Raw genomic sequence first — 12,722 nt, 5'->3', positions numbered from 1 at the left:
GCCTGTACTCGTCAGCCGATCTCTTTGACCGCAACGACCCGGTGTTCGGTCACGGATTTTGCCGCGGCCTCGGCCAGGACGAGCGCGAGCCTCCCATCCTCGAACCCGACCTCGACGGGCTTTTTGGCCTCGATGGAATTTACAAAGGCGCTGATCTCGGCATTGAACGCTTCGGAATAGCGCTCGATGAAGAAATTCAGCAGCGGCGCGGAGACGTTCGTCGCGTCGCGGACATGCTTGGTGACATGGTTGTTGCGACGATTTTCCGAAATTAGCATGCCCTTGTTGCCAAGTAGTTCGACCCGCTGGTCGTATCCGTAGGCTGCCTGTCGCGAGTTCGTGATTATTGCCTGCTTGCCTGAAGCAGTGGATAGGACAGCCGCGATGGTGTCGTAGTCGTTGCAGCGTTCCATCAGCGGAGGGTCCACCAGTCGCGATCCACTGGCCGAGACCGCAACCACCTCCTCGCCCAGGAGGTAGCGGGCGAGGTCGAAGTCGTGGATGGTCATGTCGCGGAAGATGCCGCCGGAGACTTCGATGTAAGCGGAAGATGCCATGCCGGGGTCGCGCGAGGTGATGATCACCTGGTGCAGGTCGCCGATCTCGCCAGCCAGCATCGCCTCGCGCGCGGCCCGGTGACCGGGGTCGAAGCGACGCACGAAGCCCAGCATGATCGGCACATCGCTAGCGCCAATGCGGCGCTTGCAGAGTTCGACCCGCTTCAAATCCAGATCTATCGGCTTTTCGCAGAGGATTGGCTTTCCGGCCCTGACCGCGGCTTCGATCAGATCTGAGTGGGTGCTGGTAGAAGTAGCGATCAGCACGGCATCGACGTCGTCCGCTGCAAACACGGCGTCGGAAGACTGAAATACCGGCACGCCGTACCTGGCGCCGCAGGCAGAGGCCGCGTCTAGGTTCACATCGTAGACGCCGGCCAGTCTTGCTCCTGAATGCGCCGCAACGTTTGCGGCATGCATCACTCCAATTCGGCCACAGCCGAGCACAGCGATTCGTTGCAACAATTCCTCCCAGAAATCGATCGCAACAAATTTCGTTGCAAAAGCCTGCAATGTTTGTTGCGCTCCAGCCAAATTGTCAATAGGAATTGTCGTTGCCAACGGGAGAAAGCGCCGGAGGGAGAATTGGCGACGTACGGGGGCAAGACCCGTTCACCTGCTGATACGATGCTCAAGGCCCTGTGCGATTGCAGGGGAGCAGCACGTATATGATGCGCCATGATAGTCCAGAATGGACAGCCGGCCTCTCGCTCATTTCGGCAAACACTGAATGCTCGTCCAACGTGCTCGGGAGTTGTAGATGAAAGCAAGGCTCGGAATCGCGCCCATCGCCTGGTGGAACGACGATCTGGAAGAATTATCCGACGATGTCAGTCTCGATGAATGCCTGAGGCAAGCGTCTGTGGCAGGCTTCACTGGCATGGAGACCGGCAGACGGTTCCCGCTCGACCCCGCTGAGCTCGGTCCGATCCTGGATAAGTTTGGCATCTCGATATGCGGGGGCTGGTTTTCCGGGGCACTTCTCGACGGCGATATTGAGCGCGAGAAAGACCGGATCGCGCCGCAGATGGAGCTGTTCAAGGTTATGAACGCTCCTTGCATCGTCTATGGCGAGGTGGCGCGCTCTATCCAGGGCGACCGCGCCAAACCGTTGGCAACCAAGCCAAAGCTGAGCGAGGAGGACATTCGGACATACGGCGCGAAAATGACCGACTTTGCCGAATGGTGCGCCGAACAAGGAATGCCTATCGCCTACCACCACCACATGGCCGCCGCGATCGAGTCCGAGGCGGAAGTCGATCTCCTGATGAAGCACTCAGGCGAGGCCCTGCCGCTGTTGTTTGACGCTGGGCACATGGCTTTCGCCGGTGGCGACGTCTTGGGCGTCATCGACAGGCACAGCGCGCGCATCTCCCATGTACACACCAAGGATGTCAGGTTCGACGTGATTAAGGCGATTGATCGCGACAGGGAAAGCTTCCTCGACGCCGTCGTCAAAGGCGCCTTCACGGTGCCTGGCGACGGCGACCTCGACTTCGGGGCGATCGTTAAGCGCTTGGCGCGATATGGCTATGAAGGATGGTTCGTGGTCGAAGCCGAGCAGGATCCAAAGGTTTCTCCCCCAATAGCGATGGCGATCAAGGGACATGCTGAACTGATGAGGGTCATGGCCGCCGCCGGATATGAGGTCGTGCAATGAACCGTGTGGATGGAAGGTCTGCGTCGTAGCCGGAACACTCTCCGGCCTGGGAGCCGCGGGGTCGCTCTCCGCCTGCCCGAAGCGGGTGCATACGGCCTCGCCAGCCTCCGAATACGTGCACGGCGCGATTTTGCCGGTCGATGGCGGCTGGCTAGCTAGCGCGTCAGCCTGCAATAGTGCCGGGGCGGTCGTCCCAACGCGGCTTATAGCGCGCCGTTACCTTCGGGATAACCCAAGAGTTTAGTTGCTCGCTAAAGCATGCCTCCCGAAAGTGTGCAGCGGTTTCGGGAGGCATGCTTTAAATCAAAGACCTGAAGCAGGTTGCGTGAATCCTCTTTCACGCGACATGCTTTAGGGTGGAGACCCAGCGAGTCTCAACCGCCGACGTGTGAACGGCCTCAACGAGTTCCTGAACGCGCTGCCCGGACTTGAAGCCGAACGGCTCGGAGCGCTGGCCCGCGATGGCCTCAAGAAACAGCGCTATCTCGATCGCCTTGAGATCGTTGAAGCCAAGTTGATGGCCTGGGGCGACGCAGAACAGTCCGTAGGGCGGATGATCAGGCCCTGCTTCAATCCGACGGAAACCACGGACACGGCCAGCATCCGCCGCGACGTAGAAATGAAGCTCGTTGAAGCGCTCTTGGCTGAACGTCAACGCGCCCTTGGAACCGTAGATCTCGAAGTCATGCTGCATCTTGCGGCCGGTCGCCACCCAACTCGCCTCGATGCTGCCCGTGGCGCCGTTGGCGAAGCGCAAGAATGCGCGGCCGATGTCGTCGACCTCGACGGCGGTACGGCCGCCCTTGGCGTCCGGGCGACTGTTGATGACGGTGACCTCGTCGCCAAGAACGCGTTCGATAGGGCCGATCAGGAACTCGGCGGTCGCCAAGGCATGACTGCCGAGATCGGCCAGCGCACCGCCACCTACCGGGTCGAGGCGGAAGGTGAAGGGACCGTCCGCGTCGCCCATGTAGTCTTCGGCGTGAATCCCGCGATAGCTACGGATTTCGCCAAGCTCGCCGGATGCGATGAGTTCACGGGCCAGCGCCATCATCGGATTGCATAGATAGTTGAACCCGACCTGTGTGCTTACGCCGGCAGACACGGCAGCGTTTGCCATCTCGGCGGCCTCTGCTGCGCGCGGTGCAAGCGGCTTCTCGCAATAGACATGCTTGCCGGCGGCGATCGCGGCCAGCGCCATCTCGTGGTGGAACGCGTTTGGCGCGGTGATGTCGACAAGATCGATATCCGGTTCGCTGACAAGTCGGCGCCAATCGCCGGTAGCGTTCTTGAAGCCGAGCCCACGCGCAGCTGCGCGGGCAAGTTCTTCGGTGCGGTCCGCGACGGTATGAAGCTCGAGCTCGAAGGGCAGATCGAAAACACGTTCCGCCGCGGCGAACCCGAACGAATGGGTCTTGCCCATGAAGCCGGTCCCGATCAGCCCGACCCGCAGCTTGGGTTTCTCATTTCCCATTGATTTCTGATCCATTGACGACGAGCGTAGGGTCGATCTTGCCTTCGAAGAAATCGAGGACGTTCCTGACCGAGGACACCGCCATGCGTTCCCCGCATTCGGCGGTGAGACCGGCGATGTGCGGCGTCAGGATCACCTGATCCATAGCCAGCAGCGGATTATCCGGGTCAGGGGGCTCGTGGTCGAAAACATCTAGTCCCGCGGCCGCCACCGCGCCACCGCGCAGCGCCTCGATCAGGGCAGACTCGTCGACCACGCCGCCGCGTGCGGTGTTGATCAGTATGACGCCGCGTTTCATGAGCCCGAATTCACGAGCGCCGAGCAACGGCCTCTCACCCTTGGGCGCGTGCACGGAAATCGCGTCGGCACGACCGACCGCCGCGTCGAGGTCGCCGGCCGACCTTACCTGGCCATCCGGCCAGCCAACCTTCTCAAGAAAAGGATCGTAGGCTTCGACCTCCATGGAAAAGCCAGCGGCCATACGGGCCAGATGCCGGCCAATCCGGCCGTAACCCATGATGAGCAGCCGCTTGCCCGCTAGTTCCGACGCCTCGAGCTTGTTGCGCCAGTTCCAGCCTTTTTCGCGAACGGCCCGATCGGCGCGCAGCGTGCGCTTGGCGGCTGCCAGCAGCAGCATGATGGCGTGCTCGGCCACGGAGACGGAATTGACATCGCCGACGACTGCCAGCGCGATACCGCGTTTGTTGAGCGCCGGCAGGTCGACAGAGTCGTAGCCGACCCCATGCCGCGAGACGATGCGGAGGTTGCGTGCATTGTCGATGGTCGGAGCCGACAGCGGCTGGGTGCGAATGACCAGCCCATCGGCCTTGCCGATCAGCGAGGCATAGCTTGGCTCGGAAACCTCCTCGACATAGTCGTAGGTTACACCCGGAGCCCGATCGAGCAGGGCGACGCCGCTAGGATGCAGTTTGCCTGCGACAAGCACATGCGGCATCAGTAGCCTCCCCTGGCGTCGGCACTCTTGGCGGACACTCCGGCCGTCAGCGCCCGGAACCGCCTCACGGCGGCGTCGGCGGCGCCGGCGAGCAGGCGCACGTCGTTGGAGACGGTGGTCATGTCGAAGCCCCACCCCACTGCGCGGCCGGCATATTCCGGAGTGCCGCAATGCAGCGCGGCGCGAATGCCATGATTGCGGCATGCCCGCACAATCGTTTGCAACGCCTCGATCATTTCCGGCTCTTCGCGGTCGAAGGCCGGAGGCAGGCGACCGCCGTGCAGGCTGAAGGTCAGGTCGGCCGGCCCGACATAGATGCCGTCGAGCCCTGGCGTGGCCGCGATCGCATCGAGATTAGCCATCGCGTCGGCGGTCTCGACCATCGCGAAGGCGAGGATTTCGCCATTGGCTTCCGCCGCATAGTTGGCGCCGACCGCGAAATTGGCGCGGGTTGGCCCGAAGGAGCGCTGACCCACCGGCGGATAGCGCACACAGGAGACAAATCGTGCGGCTTCCTCCGCAGTGTTGATCATCGGGCAGATGATCCCGTAGGCGCCGGCGTCCAGTGCCTTCATGATGATGCCCGGCTCGAGCCAGGGGACACGCACCAGCGGGGTGACGCCCGAGGCGCGCATGGCCTGCAGCATGGGCAGCATGGCGTTGTAGTCGAGCGCGCCGTGCTGCAGGTCGATGCCGATGCTGTCATAGCCCTGCGCGGCCATGATCTCGGCGGTGAACGAATTGCCTATCGAGAGCCAACCATTGATGGTCGGACGGCCATCGGCCCAGAGCTTCCTGAGGATGTTGGGGATCATGGCGGCAGCCCTAGAACACGACTTGGGCTAGCTTGGTGTCGAGGTAGTCCCTGATCGACTCGATACCCCCTTCCCTGCCCATGCCCGAAAAATTGGTGCCGCCGAAGGGCGCCTCCGAGGCTGCAAGAGCGAAGCTGTTGACGCCGACCATTCCAGCCTTCAGTTCGGCAACCGCCCGGCGTGCACGCTTCGGGCTTTGTGTGAACGCGTAGGCCGAAAGCCCCATGTCGGAGGTGTTGGCGCGTTGCAGCGCCTCGTCGTCGCTGGAGAACGAGCTGATCGCCGCCACCGGCCCAAAATTCTCCTCGGCGAAGACCGCCATGTCGTCGCTGACATTGGTCAGCACCGTGGGCTCGAAGAAATGCCCGGCATTGAAGGCCGCCGCACGGCGGCCGCCGGCGGCGACCGTGGCACCTTGCCGTTCGGCCTCCGCGACCACGGCCTCGATGTCTGAGAGCCGCTTGCGGTTGATCAGCGGCCCCATCTGCACCGAGGGGTCGAGACCATCGCCAAGCTTTAGCGACTTCGCCCGGGAGACGAAGCCCTCGACGAATTTGTCATGCAGGCTTTCATGGATGAAGAAGCGGTCGGGCGTAACGCAGACCTGGCCGGCGTTGGCATATTTGGTCGGCACCGCCACACCGAGCGCGGTCTCAATATCGGCATCATCGAAGACGATCAGCGGCGCGTTGCCGCCCAGTTCCATCGAGACCTTCTTGACCGTATCGGCGGCATCGCGGATCATCTGCTGACCGACCCGCGTTGAGCCGGTCAGGGACACTTTCCGGACTACTTTCGACGCCATGATCGGCGTGTAGGTGGCTTCCGTGGGGCCGACCAGCAGGCTGACCGCGCCCGCAGGCAACAGGCCCGCTCGCATGCAGTCAATCATGACCATGGCCGTGCCCGGGGTCTGGCTCGAGGGGCGCACCACGATCGAACAGCCGGCGGCCAGCGCTGGCGCGACCTTGCGGGCCACCAGTGCTGCGGGGAAATTCCAGGCCGTGAAGGCCGCGGCGACGCCGACAGGCTCATGCAGGACCTCGAAACGCCCGCCCGGGACACGGCTCTCGATGACACGTCCGTAGATGCGACGCGCCTCCTCGGCATGCCAGCGGAATTGATCGACCGCGAGAGCCCATTCCCGCTCCGACTGCGCCAGCGGCTTGCCGGTCTCGCTGGAGATCATCCGTGCCCCTTCGTCCTTGCGGCGCAGCATTTCGTCGGCTATCCGATGCAGGGCGTCGGCCCGCTCGAAGGCGGACTTGGCTCTCCAGGAACGAAATCCGCGATCAGCGCTCTCAAGCGCGGCGCGCGTGTCCTCCCCACTCGCGTTCGGTACCTCGCCAAGCGCCCGTTCGGTGACCGGACTGAGGACCGGCGTGAAGCCTCCCCCGCCCGTTGAGTGCCAGGCTCCGTCGATGAAAAGTCCGTAGTCGCTATACATCTGAGCACCCCGAATGCAGCACGAGACACGCCACGCGGCAGCGCAACGGTCACAAGATTCCGGCATGGTGGGATGAGCGTTCCGCTCCCTGCGGAGCAACCTCCGGCTGCGCTGATCCTCGGCATGGCCGATGGATCGCGAGCCCTGCGCAGGCTGGCGCAATCCTCCCTAAAACCGTATTGCAACAATCATTGCAACATCTATTGGTTTGTCAATAGACATTTCATGGTAGATCGCAACCAGTCGATTTTCGCTTCAATACGGAGCAGCACAAGGCTGCGCCGCTCCTCCCCCTTCATCGCCACCCTCGGCATGATGCTCACCGCCCGCGGCACAGAAGAGCTATTGCCCTGTGACTGTCGGGATCCGCGGGTCAACGCCATTGTTCTGCAAGCGCGCTGCCAGCGCTACTGTTAGCGCCTGCGCAAGACACATCGGGGCCGCAAGCGATCTTGAGAACGTGTATTCGTGCTCGGGCACCGCAAAAAGCACGCGTGCGCTCTTGGTCAGCGGCGACAAGGTGCTGTCCGAAATCGCCACGATGGGGACGCCCCTGCTGGCAACCTCTTCCACGACATTCACGACCTCGTTTGCATAGAACCGGAACGATACCGCGAAAAGCACATCCTGTGGGCGGATCACGCGAGCCATATGCGTGGCGAGCCCGCCGCCAGGGTCCAGCAACGTGCATCGCTTGCCCAGCATCGTCAGTATGTAACGCAGGAGTTCGACCACTGGCGCCGAGCGCAATTGCCCGATCAGATAGATGACGTCGGCCTTCTCGAGCAGGTTGACGGCTTCGGCCAAATCTGCCGGCGGGATAGCTGTGAGCATCTCCTGCAGCGAGGCGATATCACGAACGACCAGATCGTGCATCAGGCCGAACTCGCTGCGGTCGGTTCGCGCCCCCAGTTCCGTCTCCAGCGCCTTGACGCGCGCTTCAAAGCCGGGCGCCGCGGTGGACAATCGCTTCTGGAAAAGGGTCTGAAGATCCTTGAACCCCTCATAGCCTAGCGCCTGGGCAAAGCGCACGAAGCTCGATGCGTGAACACCGCTGCTTTCCCCGATCGCGTTCACGGATCGCACCGCAACATCATTTGGGTTCTGCGTGAGATATACGGCTATCTTCTGGTATGACTTGCTCATCTGCTCATACCGATCGTGGATCACGCGGATGAGTTCCTCGTAGTCCTTTGGGGCTTTCACTTTCTCATCCACGGCCAACATCCTTGCAATTTTTGTTGCATGATGGCTTCTTTGCACTTGGTTTACCAGCGGAGAATTCCGGCTCGAAAACCGGTGATCCGGATTTGTCGTTGCATTCTGCTGCAATGCCACTTGCAAAAAAGTCAGTTCCGCAATAGGAATTGAATTCATCATTCGGCATGATGTTGCCGCGATGCCCGGAGGAGTCAAATGTCAGTGGTCCGTCTGACCATGGCGCAAGCCCTGGTCCGCTATCTTTGCAATCAGTTCACGATCGTCGACGGAGAGCGGGTACCGCTTTTTCCGGGCGTCTTCGCCATCTTCGGGCACGGCAATGTGACCTGCCTGTCGGAAGCGCTGGAAGCGGTCCAGGATAGGTTGCCAACATGGCGCGGGCAAAACGAGCAGTCGATGGCACTCGCGGCAATCGGTTTCGCCAAAGCCAAGCGCCGCCGCCAGATTATGGTGGCCGCAACCTCGATCGGTCCCGGCGCCCTCAACATGGTCACCGCCGCCGGGGTGGCCCATTCGAACCGTCTGCCGGTGCTGCTGCTCTCCGGCGATACTTTCATCAATCGCCGCCCCGACCCGGTCATGCAGCAGGTCGAGCACTTCGGCAATCCGACCATTAACGTCAATGACGCCTTCAGGCCGGTAACCCGCTATTGGGACCGCATCGTTCATCCCGAAGGCATAATCTCCTCCCTCCCCCAGGCAGTCGCCACTATGCTCGATCCGGCTGATTGCGGCCCGGCATTCATCGCACTGCCGCAGGATGTCCAGGAGATGGCTTGGGACTACCCAGAGGAATTCTTCGCCGAGACGGTGCACGCGATCCCGCGGCCACGGCCTGATGCCGACCGGCTTGCAGAAGCGGTGAAGCTGCTGAAGGCTGCCAAGCGCCCGCTTATCATTTCTGGTGGCGGCACACGCTACTCAGGCGCCGAGCAGGTGTTGGCCGACCTTGCCCTCATCCACGGCATTCCGTTGTGTGAGACGATCGCCGGCAAAGGCACGGTCAGCCACAATCATCCGGCCTATGTCGGCCCGATCGGCATCGTTGGCTCGACTTCGGCCAACGCGCTTGCCGCGTCAGCGGATGTGATCGTTGCCGTCGGCACGCGCTTGATGGATTTCACCACCGGCTCCTGGAGCGCTTTCGCGCAGGACGCCAAGTTCATTTCCATCAACGCGGCCCGTTGGGACGCGACCAAGCATCGTGCCCTGGCGGTGGTGGGCGATGCCCTGGCCTCGCTGAACGAGTTGGGGGCGGCGATGGAGGAGTGGCAGGCGCCAAGGGAATGGACCGAGAAGGGCCGCGTCGAGTTCGCCAAGTGGAACAAAGCGCTGGATGGGTACCAGCAGCCGACCAATCAGCCCGTTCCCACCTACGCCCAGGTCATCGGCATCGTGAATGCGCGCGCAGGCGAGCGTGACCTGGTCATCACGGCTGCGGGCGGACTGCCGGGTGAGGTCATGAAGAACTGGCGCGTCAAGGCTCCCAATACGTTCGACTGCGAATTCGGCTTCTCATGCATGGGCTACGAGATTGCCGCCGGCTGGGGTGCCGCCATGGCCGACCCGACGAGAACGCCGATCGTGATGATCGGCGATGGCACCTACATGATGATGAACTCGGACATTTATTCCACGGTCCTGTCGGGCCATAAGATGGTGGTGATCGTCTGCGATAACGGCGGCTACGCCGTCATCAATCGTCTCCAGAATGCCAAGGGCGCTGCCTCCTTCAACAACCTGATCAAGGATTGCCGCGTGAAGGAGCCGTTCAGCGTCGATTTTGTGAAGCACGCCGAATCGATGGGCGCGCTCACTCGGCGCGTCGACAGTCTGGCGGACCTCGCGCAAGCCGTCGATTGGGCCCTCGGAACGGACCGGACAACGGTCATCACGCTGGTGTCCGATGGTTTCACCTGGACGCCTGGTGATGCCTGGTGGGATGTGGGTGTGCCCGAGGTTAGCGCCAGGCCGCAGGTGCAGGAAGCGCATATGGAACAGGCTCAAGCTCGCAGGAAGCAGCGCGTAGGCGTCTGACTTCATCACAATCCGAAGGTCAAATCTCATGACGGCGTTTGTCGAGTTGCGCGACGTCGCGAAGACGTATGGGCTGAATCCTGTTCTCGAGGATCTCACCTTGTCGGTCGATCGTGGGGAAATTCTTGCCCTCGTGGGCGAGAATGGCGCCGGGAAATCTACCTTGATGCGCATCGTTGGCGGCTATGTGCCGCTAACGGCCGGCACGGCCTTGATCTGCGGACGTCCCCTCCCCGCGACCGTTCAAAGTGCCGAGGATGCTGGGATCGTCCTTATCCACCAAGAGTTCTGCCTCGCGCCGGACCTGACCGTCGGCGAGAATATTTTCATCGGCCGCGAACCTCGTCGCCACCTTCTCGTCGACTATCCGAAAATACACAGAGATTCCCGCCTGCTTCTGGACGCATTGGGCTCGTCAGCCGATCCCCGCGCCAAGCTTTCCGGCCTGCCCAACACCGAATGGCAGATGGTGGAAGTGGCAAAGGCATTCGCGAGGAACCCGAAACTTCTGCTCATGGATGAACCGACCGCCGTGCTGGGCGCTCGCGAAGTGGAAGCCCTATTCCGGCGGATGCGGCAATTCGTGTCGGACGGAGGTTCCATCATCTTCACTTCTCATCGTCTCGACGAGGTGAAGGCGATCGCCTCCAGAGTGGCTGTTCTTCGGGACGGGCGCATCCGGCATGTTGGACCGGCGTCGGAACTGACGGAAGACGAGATGGCGGCGCTGATGGTCGGCCGCGAACTCAGCCAACTCTATCCAGTAAAGAGTGCAATGCCCGCGGGCGACGTCGTGCTCAGCGTCGACGATCTGCAAAGCCCGCCTCATGTCAGTGGAGTCAGCTTCCGACTGCGCCGCGGCGAGATTCTTGGAATTGCCGGACTGGTCGGTTCCGGCCGGACCGAAGCATTTGAAGCGCTCGCCGGCCTGAGACCCGCGCAATGCCGGAACTTCGCTTTTGCCAAAGCCGCAAGCGGACACCTGCCCAAGGCGCGCGAGGCATGGGCCGCCGGCTTGGCCTATCTGACCGAAGATCGCAAGGGTAAAGGGCTTCTCCTGGATGCCGGCCTCGATGAGAACGTTTCCCTTACCGTCGGCGCGCTGAGAGGCCGAGCCTGGATCAATAGAGCGGAAGAACGCGGACGGCTGGACCAGGCTGTTCGCGAGTTCGACATACGAAGGGGCGCCCCCAACGCAATCGCGCGGTCGCTCAGCGGCGGCAACCAGCAGAAGGTCCTGATCGCCAAGACCCTAGCGAGCCGACCGGAAGTGGTCATCTTCGACGAACCGACGCGCGGCGTCGACATAGGCTCCAAGCAGCAGATCTACCGGGTCATCGCCGGGCTCGCCGCGCAAGGCGCCGCTTGCGTGGTGATCTCTTCCGAGATGCAGGAAGTCATCGGTCTGGCGCATCGCGTGCTGGTGATGCGCAAAGGCAGCGTCGCCGGCGACTTGACCGGCAACGACATCAACGAGGGCACCATCGTTCGCCTCGCTATGGGTCTGACCAAGGAGGCCGCACAAAATGAACGCCGCCGCCAACCCCGCCGACGCCATGCCACACCGTTCGTGGTTTGGCGCCACCAAGCGACTTAGCGCGTTGGGACCTATCATGGCCCTGCTGGCGCTGATCTTCATCGGCAGCATGCTGAGCGACAGTTTCCTGTCTGCCGGCAACCTATCCAATCTGCTGACCCGCTCGGCAATCGTCGGCATCATCGCCATTGGCGCCACCTACGTTATCACCGCTGGTGGCCTCGACCTTTCCGTCGGATCAATGTCGGCGCTGATCGCTGGCCTAGTCATCATGGGCATGAACGCTGCAGGCTCGTCGCTCGGGGACAGTTGGCTGGTCGTGCTGATCGGCATAGTCCTGGCATTGGCGCTGGGCGTGGTCGCGGGCTCGCTTAACGGCGTCCTCGTCGTCAAGGGCGGCATCGATGCCTTCATCGTCACCTTGGGCACGATGGGCATTTTCCGGTCCGTCATCACCTGGCTTTCGGACGGTGGTTCGATCTCGCTTTCAAGCAGCCTCAAGGGGATCGCGCGACCACTCTACTATGGCTCAGTCGCCGGCGTAAGCTACCCGTTGATCGCGATGATCGTTCTAGCGATAGGGGCGGAATTGGTCCTGCGCCGCGCCCGGCTTGGCCGCCACATCACCGCCATCGGGTCAAATCCGGAAGTAGCCAGATATTCGGCCATCCGCGTCCACCGCGTGCGGATCCTGACTTACGTGTTCCAAGGGGTCTGCGTTGCCCTGGCCACGATGATCTATGTTCCGCGGCTCGGCGCCGCGACGCCATCAACCGGTCTCCTGTGGGAGCTTGAAGCTATCGCCGCCGTGATCATCGGCGGGACCGCGCTCAAAGGCGGCTTCGGCCGCATTTGGGGGTCGATCGTCGGGGTCCTTATTCTCGGCCTGATCGACAACATCCTAAACCTCACGGCGCTCGCCAGCCCATATCTCAACGGCGCGTTCCAGGGGGTCATCATCATCATCGCCGTTTATCTGCAGAAGGGTCGCCGAGAGGTCTGACCCGCTATCCTAGAGA

Annotated in this window: 10 protein-coding genes; 4 read left to right on the top strand and 6 right to left on the bottom strand. The window is 62.1% G+C overall.

The genetic code is table 11. The features are described from left to right. Positions 1-11 precede the first annotated feature (11 nt). A complete protein-coding gene (gene iolG, locus FJ938_RS04540; protein WP_210240605.1) occupies positions 12-1,022 on the bottom strand; it encodes an inositol 2-dehydrogenase in 1,011 nt (336 codons plus the stop codon). Between the two features lie 295 nt (positions 1,023-1,317). On the opposite strand from iolG, the gene iolE reads away from it, so the two are divergent. Next, positions 1,318-2,217, top strand: a complete 900-nt coding sequence (gene iolE / locus FJ938_RS04535) for a myo-inosose-2 dehydratase (RefSeq protein WP_140607652.1) — start codon at positions 1,318-1,320, stop codon at positions 2,215-2,217. Between the two features lie 337 nt (positions 2,218-2,554). Here the strand turns inward: iolE and FJ938_RS04530 are convergent, their stop codons facing one another. From FJ938_RS04530 to FJ938_RS04510, 5 genes are all read right to left on the bottom strand, one after another. Further along, positions 2,555-3,691, bottom strand: a complete 1,137-nt coding sequence (locus FJ938_RS04530) for a Gfo/Idh/MocA family oxidoreductase (protein ID WP_140691486.1) — start codon at positions 3,689-3,691, stop codon at positions 2,555-2,557. Then, entirely contained in the window at positions 3,681-4,646 is a 966-nt protein-coding gene (locus FJ938_RS04525; RefSeq protein ID WP_140607654.1) for a hydroxyacid dehydrogenase, read from the bottom strand. The genes FJ938_RS04530 and FJ938_RS04525 overlap by 11 nt, the downstream gene beginning before the upstream one ends. Further along, entirely contained in the window at positions 4,646-5,461 is an 816-nt protein-coding gene (locus tag FJ938_RS04520; RefSeq protein ID WP_140607655.1) for an aldolase/citrate lyase family protein, read from the bottom strand. Before FJ938_RS04520 ends, FJ938_RS04525 begins: the two co-directional genes overlap by 1 nt. Positions 5,462-5,471: 10 nt before the next feature. Next, positions 5,472-6,908: an NAD-dependent succinate-semialdehyde dehydrogenase gene (locus FJ938_RS04515; protein ID WP_140607656.1), complete on the bottom strand. Its 1,437-nt coding sequence runs from the start codon at positions 6,906-6,908 to the stop codon at positions 5,472-5,474. Positions 6,909-7,250: 342 nt separating this feature from the next. Further along, the gene (locus tag FJ938_RS04510; RefSeq protein ID WP_246673180.1) at positions 7,251-8,288 is read right to left on the bottom strand and encodes a MurR/RpiR family transcriptional regulator; all 1,038 of its coding nucleotides are present in this window, start codon (positions 8,286-8,288) and stop codon (positions 7,251-7,253) included. 36 nt (positions 8,289-8,324) lie between these two features. Between FJ938_RS04510 and iolD the strand changes: the two genes are divergently transcribed. From iolD to FJ938_RS04495, 3 genes are read left to right on the top strand one after another with little or no spacing between them, the layout of a single operon-like run. Beyond that, positions 8,325-10,166: a 3D-(3,5/4)-trihydroxycyclohexane-1,2-dione acylhydrolase (decyclizing) gene (gene iolD / locus FJ938_RS04505; RefSeq protein ID WP_140607657.1), complete on the top strand. Its 1,842-nt coding sequence runs from the start codon at positions 8,325-8,327 to the stop codon at positions 10,164-10,166. Positions 10,167-10,194: 28 nt separating this feature from the next. Continuing rightward, positions 10,195-11,763 (top strand): sugar ABC transporter ATP-binding protein, encoded by a 1,569-nt coding sequence (locus FJ938_RS04500; RefSeq protein WP_140691482.1) that lies wholly within the window; start codon positions 10,195-10,197, stop codon positions 11,761-11,763. Then, positions 11,693-12,706 (top strand): ABC transporter permease, encoded by a 1,014-nt coding sequence (locus tag FJ938_RS04495; RefSeq protein ID WP_246673178.1) that lies wholly within the window; start codon positions 11,693-11,695, stop codon positions 12,704-12,706. Before FJ938_RS04500 ends, FJ938_RS04495 begins: the two co-directional genes overlap by 71 nt. The last annotated feature ends 16 nt before the right edge of the window (positions 12,707-12,722 follow it).

Source organism: Mesorhizobium sp. B2-4-14 (genome assembly GCF_006442155.1).
Taxonomy (GTDB): domain Bacteria; phylum Pseudomonadota; class Alphaproteobacteria; order Rhizobiales; family Rhizobiaceae; genus Mesorhizobium.
This window is presented reverse-complemented; position numbering and strand designations above follow the sequence as displayed.

What these genes read in the sequence shown, in the direction of transcription:
- iolE (WP_140607652.1), top strand. Translation starts at nt 1,318, where the DNA reads ATGAAAGCAAGGCTCGGAATCGCGCCCATCGCCTGGTGGAACGACGAT.
- FJ938_RS04530 (WP_140691486.1), bottom strand. Translation starts at nt 3,691, where the DNA reads ATGGGAAATGAGAAACCCAAGCTGCGGGTCGGGCTGATCGGGACCGGC.
- FJ938_RS04525 (WP_140607654.1), bottom strand. Translation starts at nt 4,646, where the DNA reads ATGCCGCATGTGCTTGTCGCAGGCAAACTGCATCCTAGCGGCGTCGCC.
- FJ938_RS04520 (WP_140607655.1), bottom strand. Translation starts at nt 5,461, where the DNA reads ATGATCCCCAACATCCTCAGGAAGCTCTGGGCCGATGGCCGTCCGACC.
- FJ938_RS04515 (WP_140607656.1), bottom strand. Translation starts at nt 6,908, where the DNA reads ATGTATAGCGACTACGGACTTTTCATCGACGGAGCCTGGCACTCAACG.
- FJ938_RS04510 (WP_246673180.1), bottom strand. Translation starts at nt 8,288, where the DNA reads ATGATGAATTCAATTCCTATTGCGGAACTGACTTTTTTGCAAGTGGCA.
- iolD (WP_140607657.1), top strand. Translation starts at nt 8,325, where the DNA reads ATGTCAGTGGTCCGTCTGACCATGGCGCAAGCCCTGGTCCGCTATCTT.
- FJ938_RS04500 (WP_140691482.1), top strand. Translation starts at nt 10,195, where the DNA reads ATGACGGCGTTTGTCGAGTTGCGCGACGTCGCGAAGACGTATGGGCTG.
- FJ938_RS04495 (WP_246673178.1), top strand. Translation starts at nt 11,693, where the DNA reads ATGAACGCCGCCGCCAACCCCGCCGACGCCATGCCACACCGTTCGTGG.